General features: G+C 63.2%; 16 protein-coding genes and 1 pseudogene. 3 read left to right on the top strand and 14 right to left on the bottom strand.

The window, feature by feature from the left end; translation table 11 throughout:
• Positions 1–12 precede the first annotated feature (12 nt).
• From X730_RS146910 to xylF, 4 genes are all read right to left on the bottom strand, one after another.
• On the bottom strand, positions 13–1,659 hold the full coding sequence (locus tag X730_RS146910; protein WP_023670103.1) for a CHASE domain-containing protein: 1,647 nt from the start codon (positions 1,657–1,659) through the stop codon (positions 13–15).
• Between the two features lie 156 nt (positions 1,660–1,815).
• Positions 1,816–2,613: an ATP-binding cassette domain-containing protein gene (locus tag X730_RS146915; protein WP_023683966.1), complete on the bottom strand. Its 798-nt coding sequence runs from the start codon at positions 2,611–2,613 to the stop codon at positions 1,816–1,818.
• Between the two features lie 12 nt (positions 2,614–2,625).
• Positions 2,626–3,942 carry a sugar ABC transporter permease gene (locus X730_RS146920; RefSeq protein WP_023683967.1) on the bottom strand — a complete coding sequence of 439 codons (1,317 nt, stop codon included), beginning with the start codon at positions 3,940–3,942 and terminating at the stop codon, positions 2,626–2,628.
• Between the two features lie 144 nt (positions 3,943–4,086).
• Positions 4,087–5,127 (bottom strand): D-xylose ABC transporter substrate-binding protein, encoded by a 1,041-nt coding sequence (gene xylF / locus X730_RS146925; protein WP_023683968.1) that lies wholly within the window; start codon positions 5,125–5,127, stop codon positions 4,087–4,089.
• A gap of 266 nt (positions 5,128–5,393) precedes the next feature.
• On the opposite strand from xylF, the gene X730_RS146930 reads away from it, so the two are divergent.
• On the top strand, positions 5,394–6,629 hold the full coding sequence (locus X730_RS146930) for an ROK family protein (RefSeq protein WP_023683969.1): 1,236 nt from the start codon (positions 5,394–5,396) through the stop codon (positions 6,627–6,629).
• A gap of 30 nt (positions 6,630–6,659) precedes the next feature.
• On the opposite strand, the gene phoB is transcribed toward X730_RS146930, so the two are convergent.
• The 7 genes from phoB to X730_RS146965 all read right to left on the bottom strand — a co-directional run bounded on the left by phoB (position 6,660) and on the right by X730_RS146965 (position 17,857).
• A complete protein-coding gene (gene phoB, locus X730_RS146935; RefSeq protein ID WP_031193203.1) occupies positions 6,660–7,349 on the bottom strand; it encodes a phosphate regulon transcriptional regulator PhoB in 690 nt (229 codons plus the stop codon).
• Positions 7,350–7,365: 16 nt separating this feature from the next.
• Positions 7,366–8,070, bottom strand: a complete 705-nt coding sequence (phoU, locus tag X730_RS146940; RefSeq protein WP_023670109.1) for a phosphate signaling complex protein PhoU — start codon at positions 8,068–8,070, stop codon at positions 7,366–7,368.
• Between the two features lie 41 nt (positions 8,071–8,111).
• The gene (gene pstB / locus X730_RS146945) at positions 8,112–8,936 is read right to left on the bottom strand and encodes a phosphate ABC transporter ATP-binding protein PstB (RefSeq protein ID WP_023683970.1); all 825 of its coding nucleotides are present in this window, start codon (positions 8,934–8,936) and stop codon (positions 8,112–8,114) included.
• A 17-nt stretch (positions 8,937–8,953) separates the two neighbouring features.
• Complete coding sequence (pstA, locus tag X730_RS146950; RefSeq protein WP_023826741.1) at positions 8,954–10,270, bottom strand: phosphate ABC transporter permease PstA; 1,317 nt, start codon at positions 10,268–10,270, stop codon at positions 8,954–8,956.
• Positions 10,267–11,727 (bottom strand): phosphate ABC transporter permease subunit PstC, encoded by a 1,461-nt coding sequence (gene pstC, locus X730_RS146955; RefSeq protein ID WP_023826740.1) that lies wholly within the window; start codon positions 11,725–11,727, stop codon positions 10,267–10,269. Before pstC ends, pstA begins: the two co-directional genes overlap by 4 nt.
• A 95-nt stretch (positions 11,728–11,822) precedes the next feature.
• Positions 11,823–12,851: a substrate-binding domain-containing protein gene (locus tag X730_RS146960; RefSeq protein ID WP_023670113.1), complete on the bottom strand. Its 1,029-nt coding sequence runs from the start codon at positions 12,849–12,851 to the stop codon at positions 11,823–11,825.
• A 497-nt stretch (positions 12,852–13,348) separates the two neighbouring features.
• Positions 13,349–17,857 carry a PAS domain-containing protein gene (locus X730_RS146965; protein WP_023826739.1) on the bottom strand — a complete coding sequence of 1,503 codons (4,509 nt, stop codon included), beginning with the start codon at positions 17,855–17,857 and terminating at the stop codon, positions 13,349–13,351.
• A 242-nt stretch (positions 17,858–18,099) separates the two neighbouring features.
• Here X730_RS146965 and X730_RS146970 point away from each other — a divergent pair, with 242 nt between their 5' ends.
• Positions 18,100–18,456 carry a hypothetical protein gene (locus X730_RS146970; protein ID WP_023693676.1) on the top strand — a complete coding sequence of 119 codons (357 nt, stop codon included), beginning with the start codon at positions 18,100–18,102 and terminating at the stop codon, positions 18,454–18,456.
• Positions 18,457–18,574: 118 nt separating this feature from the next.
• Here X730_RS146970 and X730_RS1000000165380 read toward each other — a convergent pair whose 3' ends face one another.
• Positions 18,575–19,090, bottom strand: a complete 516-nt coding sequence (locus X730_RS1000000165380; RefSeq protein WP_245261381.1) for a DUF2865 domain-containing protein — start codon at positions 19,088–19,090, stop codon at positions 18,575–18,577.
• 299 nt (positions 19,091–19,389) lie between these two features.
• Here X730_RS1000000165380 and X730_RS146975 point away from each other — a divergent pair, with 299 nt between their 5' ends.
• Positions 19,390–19,605 (top strand): hypothetical protein, encoded by a 216-nt coding sequence (locus tag X730_RS146975; protein ID WP_023690098.1) that lies wholly within the window; start codon positions 19,390–19,392, stop codon positions 19,603–19,605.
• Between the two features lie 134 nt (positions 19,606–19,739).
• Here the strand turns inward: X730_RS146975 and X730_RS01000000164580 are convergent.
• A pseudogene (locus tag X730_RS01000000164580) lies at positions 19,740–20,108 on the bottom strand (hypothetical protein).
• A 220-nt stretch (positions 20,109–20,328) separates the two neighbouring features.
• Complete coding sequence (locus X730_RS146980) at positions 20,329–21,213, bottom strand: glutathione S-transferase family protein (RefSeq protein ID WP_023826737.1); 885 nt, start codon at positions 21,211–21,213, stop codon at positions 20,329–20,331.
• Positions 21,214–21,233 lie beyond the last annotated feature (20 nt).

Below are 21,233 nucleotides of genomic sequence, written 5' to 3'. Positions count from 1 at the left end.
GACGGAGACCGGTCAGCCGGTCTCCGTTTGTTTGACTGCATCAGGCTGCGGGATCCTGATTTCCACCGTAAGCCCATCGATGCGAAAATCTCGGGCAATCGTGCCGCGCAATTCGCGCGTGACATTGAGGTCGATCAGCTTGGTGCCGAAGCCGGTCTTCGCCGGCGCTTCGAGTTCCTTCTGCCCGGCCTCGCGCCAGTTCAGAACCAGCATCCGCTCGGACCCGCGCCCCTCGAACGACCAGTCGACCTTGAGCGCACCCACGGAATTGCCGGCCTCGCCATATTTCAGCGCATTCGTCGCCAGTTCGTGAAAGGTCAGGCCAAGCGCCTGCGTCGTCCTCTCGTCGAGCAGCACCTGAGGCCCTGACAATATCCCTTCCGGAAGCTCCTTGCCGAACACCTGGCCGAGCTCGATGCGCAGCAGGTCGCCAAGATCGGCCTTCTGCCAGCGCGAACGCGTCAGCATATCCTGGGAAGCCGCCATTGCCTGCAGGCGGGCTGAGAAGGAAGTTGAGAACTCCTTCACGTCGGTTGCTTGCGCTGCCGTCTGGCGCGCAATCGCCAGCACCCGCGTGATCGAATTCTTGATCCGATGCTTCATCTCCTGCAGCATCAAATCCTTTTCGAGCAGGCTTTTTTCCGTCGTTTCATGCAGCAGCGACTTGGCGTCGTAGGCGCGCTCCTGGTAGCGCGCCACCAACGCGATGGCCCCGGCCAGAAGCAGGCCGAACAGCCCGAGCATGACCGGAATGGCGCGCGAGGACGGTTGCGAAAATGCACTTGTCGGCCGGAACAGCACCGTCCACGGCCGACCGGCGACGATGATCTTGCGCGTCACCAACAGCCTGTCGCCAAAGCTCGCAACCGGCGGCGTTTCCGACTGGAACAGAAGATTGTCGGCGTCGGCCGTGCCGTCATAGACCGCGGTGTTGACAGGCAGCAAAGGCGTGCGGCTGAGCGCGGTCTGGAACAGGTCGCGGGCGCGGAAGGCCGCGTAGAGAAGGCCTGATGTCGATGATCTGGACGCATTGATACCATCCGGCGCGGTTTCGACATTGAGCCTGACGAAGACCAGGAAACCGGTAAAGGTCTGCGCCGCGCCAGTGTCCTGGCCGAGCTGGACCAGACCGCTTGCGTGCTGTGCGTCATCGGCCATCGCTTTTTCGATCGCCTCGCGCCGCACCGGCTCGGTGAACATGTCGTAGCCGATGGTGGATTCGTTGGCAGGGTCAAGCGGCTCGAACAGCACGACGGGCGTGCGCCATGGCTGTGTCGTGTCCGGATAGACCGTGTGGGCGGCGCCGCGGTCGCGCAACATGTCGCGCTCGACCGCCGCTTCGTCACCGGTCTTGGCCAGCCTGAGATAGCCGATGCCGCGCAGGCCGGCGAAATTGTTATCGACATCGAGGGCGCTGAAGAAGGCCTTGAATTCGCTACCTGAAATCTCGCCATTGCGGGCGTCGAACAGCGCCTGCGTCGAGCGCAGCAGTGACAGATGCAGATCGATACGGCTTTCGATGCGGTTGAGCGCGTCGTCGGCCGTCGCCTCGAACTTGATGCGCGCCGCTTCCTGGGTCGCGAAATAGGCGAAGCCCGCCATCGTCAGGCTGATCAGTGCAACGGCAATGAAGGCAAGGATCGGGAAAAACTTCTTCAACGCAGGCCCATGGACGGTTCGGGACCTTTATGGGCAAGTCGCCGCGGCAAGACAATGGCGCGGCCAAGCCATAATGACAGCTGGCATATCATGCATATTTAGCCGGCTTATCGATCTCGAGCATCAGTGAACATGACAGCTGACGATAGCGTGGTCTCAGGCCGCGATCTTCAGCGCACCCGGACCGGGAATGGCGCCGGGCGGGCACTTTCCCAGGATGATCATGCCGAGCACTTCGTCCTGCGTCACATCGGTGGTGAGCGCGGTGCCGACGACCTGGCCGTTCTTCATTACGCAGACCCGGTCGGCAAGCTCGAACACGTCGTGAATGTCGTGGCTGATCAGGAAAATGCCGATGCCGTCGGCCTTGAGCTGCTTTACCAGTTCGCCGACCTGCGCCGTCTCCTGCGGCCCAAGCGCGGCCGTCGGTTCGTCCATGATCAGGATGCGGGCGTTGAACAGGATGGCGCGTGCGATCGCCACCGACTGGCGCTGGCCGCCCGATAGCTTGATCACGGGCTCCTTGAAGCGCTGGAAGCGCGGATTGAGCCGGCCCATCACCTTGCGCGCCTCGGCCTCCATGGCGACATCGTCGAGTGTCCCCCACGCGGTCATCAGTTCGCGGCCGAGGAAGAGGTTGGCGGCAGCGTCGACATTGTCGGCCAGCGCAAGCGTCTGGTAGATCGTTTCGATGCCGTATTTCTTGGCGTCGCGCGGATTGGAGATCGAGGCCTCCTGGCCGTTGACCAAGATCTGGCCGGCATCGCGCTTGTAGGCGCCCGACAGGATCTTGATCAGCGTCGACTTACCGGCGCCGTTGTGGCCAAGCAGCGCCACCACTTCGCCCGGGAAAAGATCGATGGACGCATCGTCGACGGCGCGAATGCCACCGAACGCGATCGAGATGTTGCGCATGTCGATCAGTGGCGTACCGGTGGGAGCAGTTTTTTCCATAATCGTTCCTCCCTAGACGCGCTTGCGGTAGACGGTGTCGAGCCAGACGGCGATGACCAGGACAGCGCCAACGACAATGCTCTGCAGCGGCGAGTCGATGCCGAGCAGCACCATGCCGGATTGCAGCGACTGCATCAGTAGCGCGCCGAGCATGGCGCCCATCACCGTTCCGGCGCCGCCCGCGAGCGACGTGCCGCCGATGACAGCGGCCGCGATCACCAAAAGCTCGTCCAGTGTGCCCAGCGCATTGGTTGACGCATTGAGACGGGCCGACGAGATCGCCGCGCTGATTGCAGCCAGCACACCCATGATCATGAACACCTTCATGGTCACCCAGCGCGTGTTGATGCCGGCGAGTTCCGCTGCCTCCGGATTGCCCCCGATGGCGAAGACATAGCGGCCGAAACGCGTGCGCTTGGTGATGAACGTCATGATGATGCCGACAATCACCGCCATTAGCACCGGTATGGCGATGCCATGCGCGATGAACAGCCCGCCTTCGGGAACGGTGATGCCGTTCTGCTGTGCGTACTGGCGCACGATGCCGATCGGCCATGGATAGGAATTGGCGATCCACACGGCGCCGAGGATGGCCGCGCAAGTGACCACGCCAAGCAAGGTCTCGGCCCAGACGGGGCGCAGTGGAAAGCTGAAGCGCTTGCGCTGTGAGCGACCGTTGAGCAGCGCGAAGGCGACCGCCGCGCAGGCGACGATGCCGACGATCCAGCTGGCAGCGGCGCCAATCGAGCCGCGTGGTCCGCCGCCCATCAGCTGGAAGGTGGCGTCGAGTGGCGCGACCGTGCGCCCGCTGGTGATGAGCCATGCCATGCCACGCCAGACCAGCAGGCCACCAAGCGTCACGATGAAGGCCGGAACCTGCATATAGGCGATGATGAAGCCCTGGAACGCGCCGATCAGCAGACCAAGCACCACGCCGGCGGCAAGCGCGACGACCCAGAGCCAGGGGTTTCCAAGCTGGAAGCCGATGACGCGAATCAGGAATTCGGCCTGTGCCACGCCCATGATCATGCCGATCACGCCTTCGACGGAGCCCACCGAAAGGTCGATGTTGCGCATGACGATGACCAGTACCATGCCGGTCGCCATGATCGCGACCGAGGACGTCTGCACCGACAGGTTCCAAAGATTGCGCGGCGTCAGGAAAAGCCCACCCGACAGGATATGTATGCCGACCCAGATGACCAGCAGCGCGCCGACCATGCCGAGCATGCGCGTGTCGAGCTCGGTCGCTTTCAGGAACCGGGCGACCGCGCCGAGTTCAGACGCTCGTGCCGTATCGGCCTGCGGATTTGAGGTCGTGTCGGTCATGATGTCCTCCAGCGGCTTGCCGTCTGGCGCGGATGCCGGACCACAGCCTAGAAGTTTGCCGCCGATGGCGGAAACACACAATTCTCGTAGAGAAAACGCCGCGGCTTGACAGCCGCGGCGCCTCATTTCTTCAAGTCGTCGAGATCAGTTGCAAGCCGCGACGCTGCCGGCGGCGACGCCTGTGCAGACTTCGTCCTTCTTGATCCAGCCGGCGTCGATGACGACGTTGAGGTTGTCCTTGGTGATCGCGACGGGGGTCAGGAACAGCGACTTGACGGTGTTGCCGCCAGGCGTGGTGAAGTCCTTGGCGCCGGCAATGTCGCCCGTCTTCTTGCCATCGGCAAGCTGCGAGGCGATCTCGGCGGCGTTCTTGCCGAGTTCGCGCGCGTCTTTCCACACCGACACCGTCTGCGTGCCGAGCGCGATGCGGTTCAGGGCGGCATGGTCGCCGTCCTGGCCCGAGACCGGAACCGTTCCGGCAAGGCCCTGCGCCGTCAGCGCGGCGACAACGCCGCCGGCGGTGCCGTCATTGGCCGCAACCACGGCATCGACCTTGTTGTCATTGGCGGTCAGGAACTGTTCCATGTTCTTCTGGGCGTTGGCCGGCAGCCAGCCATCGGTATAGGCCTCGCCGACATTCTTGATCTTGCCCGAGTCGATGGCTTCCTTGAGCACTTCCATCGAGCCCGAGAACAGGAAATCGGCATTCGGATCCGAGCCCGAGCCCTTGATGAAGACATAGTTGCCTTCGGGCTTCGCCTTGAACACTTCGCGGGCCTGCATGCGGCCGACTTCCTTGTTGTCGAAGGTCAGGTAGAAGACGTCCTTGTTCTCGATCAGGCGATCATAGCCGACGACCGGAATGCCTTCGTCCAGCGCCTTCTGCACCGCCGGGCCGATGGCCGAGGCGTCCTGCGCCAAGATGATCAGCGAGTTGGCGCCCTGCGAGATCAGGCTTTCGACGTCGGTCAGCTGCTTGCCGGGATTGGACTGCGCGTCGGCCGAAATGTACTTGTCGCCGGCGGCTTCGATCGCCGTTTTCATCGCCGCCTCGTCGGTCTTCCAGCGCTCTTCCTGGAAGTTCGACCACGACACGCCGATGACCTTGTCCTTCGCCTGCGCGACCGACATCAGCGCCAGCGACATGGCGACACCCGCCAGCATGGCGGCTGCAAATCTGTTCATTATAACCCTCCCTGCGCCGCCCACGGCGCGACAAAACCGGCCCGAAGGCCTGCACAAAGAGGCTCCATTTTTTCGAGCCTCGAAAAAATACTGGTTCAATGATAAGGCACTGTCAACATCGATTATGATGGATTCTGATGGCGTTGCCGAATTTTTTCGAGCTCCGCAATAAACAATGACAGGGCTGCCGGCGTCTGCCAATATTTGGCTGGTGCCGTCGAACGCCTTCACTATCATGAGGCGCGAGGAGGCCGGGAGGAAAACAAATGTCGGTTGGGATCCGCCACGACGATCTGCGCCGTCGCAACCGTGCGATGGTGATTTCGGCCGTGCGCCGGGCCGGCCAGCCGTCGCGGACCGAGATTGCGGCGACCACCGGCCTCAGCCATTCGACGATATCGGCAATCTCGTCTGATCTAATTCAAGAAGGCATCCTGATTGAAGGCAAGCCTGGCGAGACCGGCTCGCTGAAACGCGGCCGGCCGCAGGTCGGCCTTGGCCTCAACCCGGAAGCGGCGGCGGTCATGACCGTGGTGCTGTCGCTGAACTTCCTCTCCGTCACCGTCATCGACTATGCCGGCCAGGTGGTCGCGGAAGAACAGCGCCGGCTCGACACGCTGACCATGCCGCGCGACGAGCTGATCGGCGAATGCGTAGCAATCGTCGGGCGGCGTCTCGCGGACCCGGACCTCGATGTCCAGAGCATCGCCCGCATTGCCATGGGCATCCAGGGCATCACCGATTCGCAGGCGCGGGCCATGCTGTGGTCGCCAATCACGCCACTGACCGACATTGCCTTCGCCGACATGTTGGAAGCGGAATTCGGCATTCCTGCCACCATGGAGAACGACTGCAATATGATGGCGGTGGCCCTGCAATGGCGCCAGCCCGAGCGCTACCGCGACAATTTCATCGCGATCCTCTTGTCGCACGGCATCGGCATGGGGCTGGTGCTGAAAGGCGAACTGTTCACCGGCACCCATTCCTCGGGCGGCGAGTTCGGCCACATGATCCACCGTCCGGGCGGCGCGCTCTGCCGCTGCGGGCGGCGCGGCTGCGTCGAGGCCTATGCCGGAAACTACGCCATCTGGCGCAGCGCCAAAATGATGAGCGAAGATGCCGAGCCGGTCGATATCGGCGACGCTGATATGCGCGCACTCGCCGCGCGCGCCCGCGAAACCGATGGCCCGGAGCGCGAAGCCTATCGCAAGGCCGGTGAGGCGCTCGGCTTCGGCCTCGGCAGCCTGTTTGCGCTGATCGACCCGGCGCCTGTCGCCATGGTTGGCGTCAGCGCCGCCGCCTTCGACCTGATCGAGCCGGCATTGCGCGAAGCGATCGCCCAGACCGCCGGCGGCCAGCACTCGAAGTCGATCTCCTTCGACACCGAGCCCAACGAGCTGCCGCTGATCCGCGAAGGCTGTGCCATGCGCGCGCTCGGCTTCGTCGATCAGGAGATTTTCGCGCCGGGCATTCAGGCCAAATCCGGCAAGCATGTCGCCTGAATGGCCGGCAACGGCGCGACGCGCAGCATCCTAGTCTTCCCTGATCGCGTAGCCGGCGCCGCGAATGGTACGGATGACATCCGGCATGCGGCCGTTGTTGACCGCTTTGCGTAAGCGCCCGACATGGACGTCGACGGTTCGCTCGTCGATGTAGATCGTCTCGCCCCAGACATTGTCGAGCAGTTGGCTGCGCGAGAACACGCGGCCGGGATGGCGCATCATGAATTCGAGCAGCCGGAACTCGGTCGGTCCGAGCCTGATCTCGCTCTTCTTGCGGTAGACACGGTGCGACTCGCGGTCGAGCACGATGTCGCCGACCTTGAGCACGCTGGACAGCACTTCCGGCTTGGCCCGGCGCAGCAGCGCCTTCACGCGCGCCATGAACTCCGGCGTCGAGAATGGCTTGACCAGATAGTCGTCGGCACCGGTGGACAGGCCGCGCACGCGATCGCTTTCCTCACCGCGCGCGGTCAGCATGATGATCGGCAGCCGCTCGGTTTCGGGCCGCACTCTAAGCCGCCGGCAGAGCTCGATGCCGGAAACAGCGGGCACCATCCAGTCGAGCACCAGGAGATCGGGCACGTTTTCCTGCAGGCGGATCTCGGCCTCGTCGCCGCGTGTCACCACCTCGACGTGATAGCCTTCGGATTCGAGGTTGTAGCGGAGGAGCACGCCTAGCGGCTCCTCGTCCTCCACGACCATGATGCGTGGCGCGATCATAGGCAGTTCACCCTCATCAGGCCGGCGTGGCCATCGCCGTCTCGTCCTGCTTCGGACGATTGGCGGGCAATTGCTGGCCGGTCAGCACATAATACGCATTTTCGGCGATGTTGGTGACATGATCGCCGATGCGCTCAAGATTCTTGGCGCAGAACAAGAGATGCGTGCAGGCGGTGATGTTGCGAGGGTCTTCCATCATGTAGGTCAAGAGCTCACGAAACACGGACGTGTATTTGACGTCGATGCGCTCGTCGTCATTCCTGAGTTTTGCAAGAGCTGCCGCATCGGTGGCGGCATATTCCTCGACGACGCCTTGCACCTGGATCAGCACCAGCTGCGCCATGGCATCGATGGAGTGCGAGAGGTCGCGCGGCGTGACGCTCAAGCCCACGGTGCCGACGCGTTTGGCGATGTTCTTGGCGAGATCGCCGATGCGCTCGAGGTCGCCGGCCATGCGGATCGAGCCGACCACGGCGCGCAGATCGTTGGCCATCGGCTGGCGCTTGGCGATCAGCGTGATGGCGCGGTCGTCCAGTTCGCGCTGGCGCGCATCCATGATGGCGTCGTCGGAAACGACACGCTGTGCCAGCGCATTGTCCGAATTGAGCAGCGCCCTGGTCGAGCCGCTGACCATCGAGCCTGCCAGATCGCCCATGTCGCGGATCAGCTTGCTGATCTGCCCGAGCTCTTCATCGAAGGAGGCGACGGTATGTTCACCCATGATCTTGGTCCTCGTGCCTGAAAATTCACCCGCCGGACGGCTCAGCCGAAGCGGCCGGTAATGTAGTCCTGGGTGCGCTTGTCGTCGGGGTTGGTGAACATCTTGTCGGTGGCGCCCTCCTCGACGAGATAGCCGAGATGGAACATCGCCGTGCGCTGCGACACGCGCGCCGCCTGCTGCATCGAGTGGGTGACGATGACGATCGTGTAGTTCTGGCGCAGTTCGTCGATCAGCTCCTCGACACGGGCGGTGGCGATCGGATCGAGCGCCGAGCAGGGCTCGTCCATCAGGATCACCTCCGGCGACACGGCGATGGCGCGCGCGATGCACAGGCGCTGCTGCTGGCCGCCGGACAGGCCGGTGCCGGGCTCCTGCAGGCGGTCCTTGACCTCGTTCCAGATCGCCGCCTTCTTCAGGCTCTGCTCGACGATCTGGTCCATGTCGGACTTGCGCTTGGCCAGCCCATGGATGCGCGGGCCGTAGGCGACGTTCTCGTAGATCGACTTCGGGAACGGGTTGGGTTTCTGGAACACCATGCCGACGCGGGCGCGCAGTTCGACGACATCGATGTTCTTGTCGTAGATGTCGTCTTCATCGAGCGTGATCTTGCCGGTCACCCGCGCCAAATCGATGGTGTCGTTCATGCGGTTGAGGCAGCGCAGGAAGGTCGACTTGCCGCAGCCGGACGGGCCGATCAGCGCCGTCACCTGGTTCTGACGCACGTCGAGATTGACGTCGAACAACGCCTGCTTCTCGCCGTAGAAGACGCCGACCTTGTCGCCGCGCATCTTGATGACTTCGTTCGACTTGGCGTTCATTTTGTCGCCCACTGCATTCTCAAGGGACTGTTCGGTCATGATGTTCATACCAAATTGCCTTTTTTCTACCAGCGCCGCTCGAAGCGGCGCCGGAGCACGATCGCGGTGATGTTCATGGCCATGAGGAAGACGAGCAGGATGATGATGGCGCCGGACATGCGCTCGACAAAAGCGCGCTCAGCCTCGTTTGCCCACATATAGATCTGAACCGGCAGCGCGGTCGCCGGATCGAAAGGCGTCGTCGGATAATCGGCGACGAAAGCGACCATGCCGATCAAGAGCAGCGGTGCTGTCTCGCCGAGCGCACGCGCCAGGCCGATGATGGTGCCGGTAAGGATGCCTGGGGCGGCAAGCGGCAGGATTTGATGGAACACCATCTGCATCTTGGAGGCGCCGAGACCTAGGGCCGCCGAGCGGATCGACGGCGGCACCGCGGCGAGGGCGGCGCGCGTGGCGATGATTATGGTCGGCAATGTCATCAAGGTCAGCACCAGGCCGCCGACGAAGGAAGCCGAGCGCGGCATGCCGAGGAAGTTGATGAACACGGCAAGGCCAAGCAGACCGAAGACGATCGACGGCACCGCCGCGAGATTGTTGATGTTGACTTCGATCAGGTCCGTAAAGCGGTTCTTCTTGGCGAACTCCTCCAGATAGATGGAGGCGGCGACGCCGATCGGCAGCGCCAGCAACAGCACGATCACCATCATGTAGAACGAGCCGATGATCGCCACGCCCATGCCCGACGTTTCGGGCCGGCTGGAGGCGCCATAGGTGAACAGGCCGGTGTTGAAATGCTCGGCCATCACGCCGTCGGCTTTGAGCTTGTTCATCCAGTCGATCTGCTGGTTGGACACCTTGCGGCGCGCTTCATCGACGCCGAGGTCGATCTGGCCCTTGAAGGCCGAGTCGAGGTTCGCGGCAGCCAGGATGTCGACGTCACGCGTCCTGCCGATCACCGACGGATCGGCGGAGACGATGTCGCGCAGCTGGACGCGGGCGCCTTCCGACAGGAAGCCCTTGAGCTTCAGCATCATCGGCTTGTTGGCCGGATCGATGCCGAGCTTGGCCACCAGCGCGTTTTCGGCGAGCTTGGGATAGTTCGCCTTGATCAGCACGGTAGGGTCGGTCGCGCGCTTGCCGGAGGGATCGATCACCTTCTCGTCGAAGGTGACCGGCAGCGTCACCGTCGTCTGCCAGAAGGCGGTGTAGCCTTTCGAGACGATGGTGATCAGCATGATGGCCAGGAACGCCAGGCCCACCGAGATCGCAATCACGCCATAGATGCGGAACCGGCGTTCGGCGGCATAGCGCGCCTTCAGCCCGATGTCGCGGCGCGGTCGCGCGACGGCGCCCGCCATCGTGTCCAGGGGGATGTCGGTCATTCGTACTGCTCCCGGTACTTGCGCACGATGTAGAGGGCGACGATGTTCATCACCAGCGTCAGCGCGAACAGCGTCAGGCCGAGCGCGAAGGCGACCAGCGTCTGCGGCGAGTTGAACTCGAGGTCGCCGGTCAGCTGGTTGACGATCTTGACGGTGATGGTCGTCATCGCCTCGAACGGATTGGCCGTCAGATTGGCGGCGACGCCCGCCGCCAGCACGACGATCATCGTCTCGCCGATGGCGCGCGACGCCGTCAACAGGATGGCGCCGACGATGCCGGGCAGTGCCGCCGGCAGGATCACCCGCTTGATCGTCTCGGAGCGGGTGGCGCCGAGGCCGAGCGAGCCGTCACGCATTGCGCGCGGCACCGCGGTGATGATGTCGTCGGACAAAGAGGACACGACCGGGATCAGCATGACGCCCATCACCAGACCGGCGGTGAAGATGCTCTGGCCCTGGATGAAGGGCGAGCCGCCGGTGAGTGCCGCCGACAGGTCGCGCAAGAACGGTCCGAGCGTGACAACGGCGAAGATGCCGTAGACGATGGTCGGAATGCCGGCCAGCAGTTCCAACGCCGGCTTGACCACCGAGCGCACACCGCGCGAGGCATATTCGGACATGTAGACCGCCGACATCAGCCCGACCGGCACTGCGACCAGAAGCGCGACGGCGGCGATGTAGAGCGTGCCGGCAAGAAGCGGGATCAGGCCGAACTGACCCTGGCTGCCGCCGGAACCGGCGGCGGCGAAACGCGGATCCCACACCGTGCCGAAGAAGAAGCTCATCGGCGATACGCTCTCGAAGAAGGTGATCGTCTGGAACAGCATCGACAGCACGATGCCGACCGTGGTCAGGATGGCGATGGTCGAGGCCGCAAGCAGCCCCCACAGCATCAGCTTCTCGACATTGTTGCGCGCCCTGGCGCGCGGCGCGATCTGCCTCAGCGCATAGAAGGCGCCGGCGACCGACAGCGCGAAGGTCAGCACGGCGCCGAACAGGCCGAGCCGGTCCTGGACCTGGTTCGCCTCGACCGCGATCGGGATCATATAGTCCTGTGTGTCGCTGGCCAGTGCCACGCCCTTGGCGGCGAGCAGCGGCTGCAATTCGGCGAAAGTAGCGGGAAGTGCGGTATCGCCATCGAGCCGGCGCAGGCCCTTGGCCAGGCTCTTCACCAGGCTGGCGTCGAGCGCTTCGCTGGCCACCTTTGTGTCGGCGGTGCGCTCGGGCAAAGCGGCATGGATATGCCGGTCGAGATAGAAGGAAGAGCCGATATCCCAGACGGCGAGCAAAAGGACGGCAGGCAGGACCGCGAGCAGAAAGGCCCACCAGCCATGATAATGCGCGCGCGAATGCGGCTTGACCTTGCCGGTATCCTGCGCCGCGGCGCGCTGGCGGCCGACCACAAAAGCGACCACGCCTATGGCGATGACTATGGCGAGTACGAGCAAGGACGACATAACCCACCCCAGGGAAAATTCAGATCGCCGCAGCCGTTGCGGCAAGCGGCGAAGTCAGGGCGCGGAGTTCATCCGCGCCCTGATCCGTCCGTTGATTACATTGTCTTTCCAGCGGCGAAGGCGTCGCGCTGGCCCTGACGTTCGGCGTCGGGAGCGGAAACCAGGCCGTACTGGGCGAGCGGGCTTTCCGGGCCGATCATCTGGTCATCAAGGAAGAACTCGACATATTCCTTGAGGCCGGGAACGACGCCCAGATGCGCCTTCTTGACGTAGAAGAACAACGGCCGCGACACGGGGTACGTGCCATCGGCGATGGTCTGCGTCGAAGGCACGATGCCTTCCACGGTAGCGACCTTCAGCTTGTCGGCATTGTTCTCGTAGAAGGCGAGGCCGAACACGCCAACGCCGGTCTTGTTGGAGTCGATGCGGGCCAGCGTCTCGGTGTAGTCGCCATCAATGTCGACAGCCTTGCCGTCTTTGCGGATGGCGATGCAGGTCTTGCCGATTTCCTTGTCGTCGGCGATGCCGGCAGCCTTCAAAGCGGCCTTGTCGCAGCCGGCGTCGAGCAGCTTGGTCTCGAACACTTCACGGGTGCCGTGCTTCTCACCCGGGATATAGGCGGCGATATCCCAGTCGGGCAGCTTCGGATTGACCTGGTTCCACTTGGTGTTCGGGTTGTCGACCAGCTTGCCGTCGACCACCAGCTTGGCGGCTAGCGCCTTGTAGATGTCGGCGGGAACCAGCGCCCAGTCCGGACCCTTGATGTCGGTGGCAAAGACGATGCCGTCATAGCCGATGCGGACTTCCTGGACGTCCTTGACGCCGGCGTCGGCGCAGGACTTCAGCTCGTCCTTCTTGATCGGGCGCGAGGAGTTGGCGATGTCGATCGTGTCTTCGCCGACGCCCTTGCAGAACTCCTTGATGCCGGCGCCGCTGCCGCCGGACTCGACCACCGGGGTCTTGAAGTTGGTGAAGGTTTCGCCGAACTGCTCGGCGACGATCTTGGCGTAAGGCAGCACGGTCGACGAACCGGCGACCTGGATCTGGTCACGCGCAGCGGCGACACCGGACGATGCGGCGAACGCTACCGCCACGGCCGATGCCGTAACGAGGAATTTCTTCATGTGGCCTGCTCCTGTTCGGAAGATGGTCTCTTGGCGCCCTCTTCAAACCGGCGCCCGCTGAGGCCAATAGCCTTCGATTATTACAGTCGCATGACAGTTTCGTGTCAGCCCGGTAACGTCGCACAGACGTCTTGTGGGCCGCACCCTTTAAGCCGGTTGGTGGGAATGGAAGTTGCCGCTGGAATCAGACGCTTGCGCAATTCGTGCTGGCATCAAGTCCCGGCACACCGCAGGCCGCGATGCCGAGAAAGAAAAACCGGACGGGAGCGCGTTGCCCGTGACCAGAGCGAATCTTGGCCGAGCCATCGCCAAAAACAGGTCCGTTGGGGTAGATTCGACGCTGTTTCTTGTCGGCGGTCGCTTGCTCCCGCCCGTAACTGAATGAGCGGTTTCGTTGCGACCATTGTCCTGACTGGGCGCCAGCTTTGATATGGTGCGATCGCACCATAGCCTTGGCTGTTGCGGCGCGGCCGAATCCCGGCCGGCGCCGCAGGTTGCTATCCAGCGTCTCGTTGGGCTTCGCCTGATATGCCGACCCAGCGCTCGACCTTTTCGAGCAGCGCCCTGGGGCTGATCGGCTTGGGCAGATAGTCGTCCATGCCGGCTTCCAGGCAGCGCTCACGGTCGCCCTTCAAGGCATGCGCGGTGACGCCGACGATCGGGATATGCATACCCGTATGTTCTTCCAGCCGGCGAATTGCGGCGGTGGCCTCGAGCCCGTTCATCTCCGGCATCGAGACGTCCATCAGGATCATGCGCGGATTAAGCCGGCCGAAGGCATCAAGCGCCTTGCGGCCGTTGCCGACGATTTCGAAACTGTAGCCGGTTTCGCCGATTATCTGGGTGAACACCATCTGGTTCACTTCATTGTCCTCCGCAACGAGGATGTCGAGCCGACGTTCATCCCCGGCGGCCCGGGCGCGGGCACGAACCGGCGGCGGTTGCAGCAGGGCGCGTTCCGAGGCAGCGAGCGGCGGCTTTGCCGGCGACGGTTCGTTCCTGCCGCCGCCGGAACCGCTGCTTGCCGCCGGCAGCACACGGCCGTCTGTGATATTGTGATGGTGCCGCTGGATGGTGGCGACCAGCGTTTCCAGAAGCACCGAGGAACGCGCCGGCTTGATTAGCTGGGCGTCGATGCCGAGATCGCGATAGCTGGTGTTGGCGAGCGACTGGTCGACCGAAGTCAGCATGATGATCGGCGTGTCGGCCAGCCCTGCGGTGCTGCGCACGACGCGCGCCATCTCGGCGCCGCTCATCCCCGGCATCTGATAATCGAGCACGACGCAATCGACCGGCACGCCGTAGGCAGCCGCGGCGACCAGCACCTTGAGCCCTTCGGGTCCGCTTTCGGCGGCGCAGGAATCGAAGGTCCATGACGCCATCTGCTCGCTCAGGATCGATCGGTTGACGGCATTGTCGTCGACGATCAGCACCCGTGAGCCGGTCACGTCGACCGGCATGATCCGCCGTCCGGTCTGTTCCTCGGCCCTGGGCAATGTCACGGTGAACCAGAAGGTCGAGCCCTTGCCTTCGGCGCTCTCGACACCGATCTCGCCGCCCATCAACTCGACCAGCCGCGAGGTGATGGCGAGCCCGAGCCCCGTGCCTTCGTGGCGTCTGGTCGACGAGGTGTCGGCCTGACTGAATTTTTCGAAGACGAGCTTCAGTTTCTGCTGCGGAATGCCGATGCCGGTGTCGGTGACCGAAACGGTAAGCTTTGTCCCCGTCGGCCCCCTTTGTCCGGTCACGTCGACCAGCACGTGGCCTTCGTCGGTAAACTTCACCGCGTTGCCGACCAGATTGGTGACGATCTGCCTCATGCGACCGACATCGCCGACGAACAGGCTTTCCAGGCCCGGCTCGACGCGCACGATGAGCTCGAGGTCCTTCTCCTTGGCGCGCGTCGATATCAGCGTCGCCACATCCTCGATCGCTTCGGGCAGGTTGAAGGGCGCAGGGTCGAGCACCAGCTGTCCGGCATCGATCTTGGAGAAGTCCAGTATGTCGTTGATGATGGTCAAGAGCGCGTTACCCGATTTGACGATGATGTCGGTGAACGTCTTCTGCTTGGGATCGAGGTCGGATTTGGCCAGCAACTCGGCCATGCCGAGTACGCCGTTCATCGGCGTGCGGATCTCGTGGCTCATATTGGCCAGGAATTCCGACTTGGCGCGGTCGGCCAGTACGGCGCGCTGGCGCGCCTCGCGCAGTTCGGCCTCGCGCAGCTTCAGTTCGGTGATGTCGGTGGTCGACCCAATCAGATAGAGCGAACCATCGGACGCGATCATCGCGCCCTTGCGGGCGAACTGGTGGCGCACGCTGCCGTCGGCAAGCGTCACCGTTTCCTCGATCTCCTGTGTATCGCCTGTGCGCAGCACGGCGAGATCGCTGTTGACGAAGGCTTCGCCGTCCTCGCCGAAAATCTCGATGTCCGTCTTGCCGATCGCGTCTTCCCTGCGGAGGCCGGTGAGGTCGCACCAGCCCTTGTTGACGTAGAACTGCCTGAGGTCGGAGCGCTTGGCGTAGATCGACACCGGCACGTTGTCGATGAGATTGCGGAACACCTCGTTCTCGCGCATGCTCTCTTCCAACGCCTGCTCGCGCGCCTTGACGTCGGTGATGTCGGTGCTGGACCCGACCAGGTGCACCGACCCATCGAGCGCCACCAGCCGGCTCTTGCGCGTCATCAATTGCCGCACCGTGCCGTCGCGATGGGTAACGGGCTCCTCGATCTCGCGGCCGCGGCCGGTGACGACGACCTGGGTGTCGTCATGGGTGTAGGTTTCGGCGTCGTCTATGCCGAAAAGCTGGAGATCGGTTCGGCCGATGACCTCCTCCTTGGGGATGCCGGTCAGCGCGCACCAGGCCTTGTTGACGAATTCCATGCTCAGATCCTGCGCCTTGATGAAGGCGGCGACCGGCAGTTCGTCCATGACGTGGCGGAACAGGTCGATCTGGCGCATGCTTTCCTGCAGCGCCTTTTCGCGGCTCTTGATCTCCGAGATGTCGACGCGCACGCCGATGAAGGTGCCGTCCTCGGTGCGCATATCGTAGACCTGATACCAGCGGCCGTCGGGATTGCTCCGTTCGTAGGAGGAGTTCGGCAGGCGGTAGCGGGCGAGAATGGCATCCAGCCAGATGTCTCGATCGCCGTCATAGAGCTTGTCGGTCTCCGGATCGCCACTGAAGCGGAAATATCCCACGGAATGTCCAAGTTCCAACGCCTCGCGGAAGGTGCGGCCGGGCTGCCATGCCGGTTTCAGCGCCGGCAGCGTGTCCTGCAGCTTGCGGTTTGCAAAGACGAACTTGTCGTCGCGGTCATAGATGATGACGGCCGCCGGCAGCGACTCCAGCACCGTGGCGAGGTTCTTGCGGGCGTCCTCGGCCTCGGTCTCGCGGCGCTTCATGTCGGAAATGTCGAACAGGAAACCGGCGACATAGTTGCGGCCACTGGGCATGCCGACGCGGTTCTTGCGCACGATGCGCGAGCGGCTGGCGCCCTCGGCGTCGAAAGTCTCCTCGACCTCGTAGGGCGTGCCGGTCGCCAGCACGGCGCGTTCGCTGTCTTCGAACTGCGCGGCGTCCTTTTGCTTGAGGAAGTCGCCGCCGGGCCTGCCCAGCATCGCTTGCGGGCTCTGTCCGAACAGTGCCGAAAACGCCTCATTGACGAAGACGAAACGCAGATTGTCGTCCTTGACGAAGATCGGGTCCTTGACGCCGTTGATCACCGCCTCGGCCAGCCGCGATTTCTCCAGTGCTTGGGCGAGTTCAGCCTCGCGATCCTTCATGTTGGTGACGTCGACATAGGAGATCAGCCTTTTGCCGCCGGCGAGCGGCGCCAGCGATGCAATCAGCGTACGGCCGTCATTGCGTGGCAATTGCCTGGAGCCCACCAGGCCGGCCGAGATTTCTGCTTCGCGCTCGGCGATGTGGTCCTGCCATTCCGCATCGTCAGCACCGTACGGGTCCATATCGCGGCTGGCCTGCATCAGTTCGCGGAAGCCGCAGCCGATGCCGGCGCGTCGGGGATCGATTTCCCAGAAATCATAGAAGGCGCGGTTGATCACCTCCGCGCGCATGTCCGCATCGAGGACGAGCACGCCGATCGGCATCTGGTCGACCATCGTGCGAAGATTGGCGAAGGTCTCCGTGATTTTGGCGTTGGCACTCTCGATCTCTGCGTCGCGACGCTTGAGTTCGGAGACGTCGTAGTAGGTCAACAGCCGCTTGCCGCCGGACAATGCCGTCACGGAGAACATCATCGTCCTGCCATTGGCATGGAGAAATTCGCGTGGCGCAACCGAGCCGGCGCTGATCTCCTCGATGCGGGTGGCTAGGTAGTGCTGCCACTGCTGTTCATCGAGATCGCCGTAGATGCCGTTGCGGCGGTTGAGTTCCATCAACAGACTGAACGGCGCGCCGACAGTGACGGCGCCATCGGGAATCCTGGAGAGCTCGCGATAGGCCTTGTTGACGATGAGTGTGCCGAGCTTTTCGTCAAGCAGCACGACGCCCATATGCATGGCATCCATCGTCCGCTCGAGATCGGCGAGGTGCTGCGTGGCCTCCCCGGCCGGCGGATCGCTCTCGTCCTGCCGCAGTTCGTCCAGCGCACCGGCCAGTGCCGTGACGTTGCGGCCGATGCCGCGATAGCCGATGAATTCGCCTTCGCCGTCGAACCGCGGGGAACCGGTGATCGAAACCCAGCGGCAGCCGGGACGGCCGCCCTTCAACTCATAAACAAAGTCGCGAAACGGCCGATGCGCCTGCAGATCCTCCAGATGCGCGGCGGCGTGTCGATTGCCGTGCACCATCTGCTTGAGGAAATCGAAGCGGAAACGGCCAAGAATGCTGGCGGGATCGATGCCGGTGGCGGCCTGGTAGTTCTCCGAAAGCCAGGAAAAGCGCAGCTCGGCGTCGGTCTCCCAGACCCAGTCGGCGCCGGCCTCGACCAGTTCGCGCAGCGCTTCGGGCGAACCCCCGACGGACGTATCCTCGCCGTTCACCACCCCTTTTCGGGAACCGCGTCCGCCGCGTGTTCCAACAGTCCCGTCAGCCATCCCGTTCCCACCCCGAAAGCCAAGGCCGAACCCCCTCAGCGGTTCGCCGGCGGAATTTGCCCGAGAAGCATTAATGATCCGCTAACCATAACCAATCCAGACTGCGGCCAGAGCCACATTGCCCTGCGGTATTCCGCCGGTTGTCGGCGGAACCCCGGCCGGGCTATAAGTCGGCGGGGGTGTTGCTGATGACGGGTTGGATCGTGCCTTGTTTCCTGTGCCTGGCGCTGCTTGCGGGCAGCGGCTGCGCACGCAGCTATGACGGCACGGTGGTGATCCCGAAGCCGCTCGATATCAGGCGGGTCTGGGATCGCGATCCGTCGCAGACTGAGGCCAGCCGGATGCAGGCGGCAGCCGGTGTGTTTCCGACGCCGCCGCCGCAGGAGCCCTACCGGCCCGCGGCACGCAGGCACACAACACAAATAGCTGCGCCAAGGCGGCACGTCAGGTCCAGCCCGCCCAGCATGGCTTCCGAACCGGCCAATCCGCTCACCTGCAAGAATGTCAGCGAACCCGGCAAACGCTACAGGATGGTTTGCGAATAGCTGGTACTAGTGCAATTCCAGGAAAAGTGTGAAACGGTTTTCCGTCCGGAATTGCGTAAAACAAAGACATAGAGCGGTTCGCCGTTTCGGTGAAACGGTGAAACGCTCTAGGCGCAGGTTACTCCGCCGGGAAGAAAGCCGGCCCGACCACCCTGACCGGCCGCGAGCCGGCCAATGGCTCGACCGGTTGTCGCTGGGCGGCGCCCCTGGCCTCTGCAGCGTCTGCGCCAGGCTGGGGAAGTTGCGCCACGGTGCCAAGATCCGGCTTCGCTGACGGCAAAGGAATGATCGCGTTGGCCATATTGGCTGGCGTCACCGTGCGCGCTCTCAGCTCGGCAACGCGCCGGTGATAGCGCTTGAGGTCGCAGGCCCTGAAGTTCGCATCATCGCGATATTTGAAGGCCGTCGGCAGGTCCTTGTAGGATGTGCGCGTATCGAGCGCGACCATCTCTTCGGTTTCAAGGCTTGGGTCACTGAGCATGTACAGGTCGACGCCGGCATCGTCGCAGATGTAGCGGCACTGATCGACCATCTCCTTGACATCGCCGCCTTGCACGAACTGCGATTCCGGCGCCGGGAAGAAATAGCCGTCGGAGAGACGAACGCAAAACAGCATCGAATTGCTGCCGATCATGGCACCAGCCGGACGCTGTCTTTGTTGCCCGGCGGCGGGCCTGCAGCCGAGCGCGACGAGCCTGGCCTGCAGTCCGGACGTATCCCGGCGCGAAATCGCGGCGCCGGCGATCTGGCGTTGCACCCGAGTGTATTATGCCGGTTCCTGTAAATTCGCTATTACACTTTTTGTTTCAAGATTGAGACGTAGCCAGGCTTGGGCGAGCCCAGGCCGCCGCAATCATCGATCCCGCGTTGTCGGCCCTTGCGGATGAAACCTTTCTCCGGTGTCTCGCGTTGTGTCGGGCAAAGGAGACGAAGATGTCTATTCACTTCACTGTCTCTGGCCTGACCAGGAACCTGTTCCACTCGCTGGGGCTGGACCATGAGCGGGCGCCGAGAGCGCTCGATCCCGAACAGAGCCTGTTGCTGGAATGCTATCTGGCCGGACAGATTCCGGAATCCGCCTGGGCCGACTACGTCTTCGAGACGCCGGAACTGCAGCGGCATGTCGATATCAGACGCCCGCACAACTGATCAGAGCAACTTCAGGAAAAGTGTGAGTCGTTTTTCCGCGAAAAGCGCGTAGCGCTTTCCCCTGGGAATTGCGTCAAGACAACGAGAGAGGGGGTCGCCGTTTCTGTGAAACGGTGAAACGCTCGCCCGCTCGCCTACTGCTTGGGCGAAGCGAATTGCACGGTGAAGACATTGCCTGCGACGCCTTGCGCCAGCGTCGGCGAGAAGCTCAACGGCAGGCACTTTTGCAGAGCAGTGGTTGCGGCGTCGACGAACGACTTCCTGGTATCCGCATCGCCATCGACCTTGATCGCCGTCGGCCGCGGCGGACCGATCAGCGTGCCGTCGCGCTTGAAGCTGAAGCTCAAGGTGACGCTGGCATTTCCAGCACCCGCCGGCGGCGTCCAGCACGCCTAGATGGCATCGCCGACCTCCGCCATCGTGTCGAGCGGCGCGGCATTGCACGGGTAGCCTCCGACCAACACAACACCGGCAATCGCAAACACTCTCGCTACGCCCTTCATCGCAAAGCTCCTCGTGTGTCGTCCGCCGACCATGATGGTAGGGTCGAAGCAGACTGTGGCAATATGCCTGATGTCGGACTTTACGGCATGAGACGGGCCTGATGGCGCATCGGCGAAAAGCAAAAGGCCGGCATTGCGCCGACCTTTCCCTTCACCCTTGCGCCAGTACATCCGTGGTCGCGCGGTGCCTTCAATAGACAGCGTTCTGGTTAATGAATCCTTAGCGTTGCGCGCTGGCCTGCGACTTCACATAGGCGATGTAGCCGCGCACGTCGCCGGCCGGCTCGGCATAGGCCTGGCCGAGTTTCTTCTCCATCGCCGTGACATACTCCTTGGCCCATTTTGGCAGCGCATAGTCGATGACGGCCAGGAACTCCAGCGTCGATGCCAGGCGTATGTCGGCGATCGACGGGTGCTTGCCGCCGATGAACGGCTTGCCGTCCCTGAAGAAGGAGTGAAACACCTCCAGCGGCTCGGCAATCGCCGCCATGGCGGCCTTCTGCGCCTCGGACTTCTTCTCCGGATGAGCGTCGCTATGGCCGACCTCGCCGGCATAGTGCGGGAAACCCAGCGCCGGATAGGTGGCGCGCGCCACATACGGGTAGAGCGTGCCGATCAGGTAGAACATGGCGCTGTCGACCATCGCCCGCTTGGCCGGCGCCTTGGGATAGAATTTCTCCAGTCCGTGCTTGTTGGCGAGATACTGCATGATGGCACAGCTCTCCCAGAGCACGCCGCGCGGCAGCCCCTTGTCCTCGATCATCGGCGTCAGATGCGCCGGATTGCGCGCCATATATTCGGGCGAGCGCGTGTGGCCCCAAGCGTCGGTCTCGGCGGCGTCGAACCCAGCCGCACGGGCAAACACCCGGACGGTCATGTTGTTGACGCTCGGCTTCAGCATCGAGAGCTTCAGCGCCGGTTTTTTCGCCGCCTTGACCTTCGGCGCGGATTTCTTGGCAGCCGGCTTTGTCGCGGCTTTCGCGGCCGGCTTTGCGGCTGCCTTCGGCGCGGCCTTTACGGCCGCTTTTGCCGCCGGCTTCGCAGCCGCTTTCGCCGCAGGCTTGGCCGCTGATTTCCCAGCGCTCTTGATCACTGTCTTTGCCATTATGGTCCTCCCCCTTTGCT

The organism is Mesorhizobium sp. L103C131B0 (assembly GCF_000502275.1).
Taxonomy (GTDB): domain Bacteria; phylum Pseudomonadota; class Alphaproteobacteria; order Rhizobiales; family Rhizobiaceae; genus Mesorhizobium.
This window is presented reverse-complemented; position numbering and strand designations above follow the sequence as displayed.

What these genes read in the sequence shown, in the direction of transcription:
- phoB (WP_031193203.1), bottom strand. Translation starts at nt 7,349, where the DNA reads ATGATCGCGCCACGCATCATGGTCGTGGAGGACGAGGAGCCGCTAGGC.
- X730_RS146960 (WP_023670113.1), bottom strand. Translation starts at nt 12,851, where the DNA reads ATGAAGAAATTCCTCGTTACGGCATCGGCCGTGGCGGTAGCGTTCGCC.
- X730_RS146915 (WP_023683966.1), bottom strand. Translation starts at nt 2,613, where the DNA reads ATGGAAAAAACTGCTCCCACCGGTACGCCACTGATCGACATGCGCAAC.
- xylF (WP_023683968.1), bottom strand. Translation starts at nt 5,127, where the DNA reads ATGAACAGATTTGCAGCCGCCATGCTGGCGGGTGTCGCCATGTCGCTG.
- X730_RS146975 (WP_023690098.1), top strand. Translation starts at nt 19,390, where the DNA reads ATGTCTATTCACTTCACTGTCTCTGGCCTGACCAGGAACCTGTTCCAC.
- pstA (WP_023826741.1), bottom strand. Translation starts at nt 10,270, where the DNA reads ATGACCGACATCCCCCTGGACACGATGGCGGGCGCCGTCGCGCGACCG.
- X730_RS146920 (WP_023683967.1), bottom strand. Translation starts at nt 3,942, where the DNA reads ATGACCGACACGACCTCAAATCCGCAGGCCGATACGGCACGAGCGTCT.
- X730_RS1000000165380 (WP_245261381.1), bottom strand. Translation starts at nt 19,090, where the DNA reads ATGATCGGCAGCAATTCGATGCTGTTTTGCGTTCGTCTCTCCGACGGC.
- X730_RS146970 (WP_023693676.1), top strand. Translation starts at nt 18,100, where the DNA reads ATGACGGGTTGGATCGTGCCTTGTTTCCTGTGCCTGGCGCTGCTTGCG.
- pstC (WP_023826740.1), bottom strand. Translation starts at nt 11,727, where the DNA reads ATGTCGTCCTTGCTCGTACTCGCCATAGTCATCGCCATAGGCGTGGTC.
- pstB (WP_023683970.1), bottom strand. Translation starts at nt 8,936, where the DNA reads ATGAACATCATGACCGAACAGTCCCTTGAGAATGCAGTGGGCGACAAA.
- X730_RS146930 (WP_023683969.1), top strand. Translation starts at nt 5,394, where the DNA reads ATGTCGGTTGGGATCCGCCACGACGATCTGCGCCGTCGCAACCGTGCG.
- X730_RS146980 (WP_023826737.1), bottom strand. Translation starts at nt 21,213, where the DNA reads ATGGCAAAGACAGTGATCAAGAGCGCTGGGAAATCAGCGGCCAAGCCT.
- phoU (WP_023670109.1), bottom strand. Translation starts at nt 8,070, where the DNA reads ATGGGTGAACATACCGTCGCCTCCTTCGATGAAGAGCTCGGGCAGATC.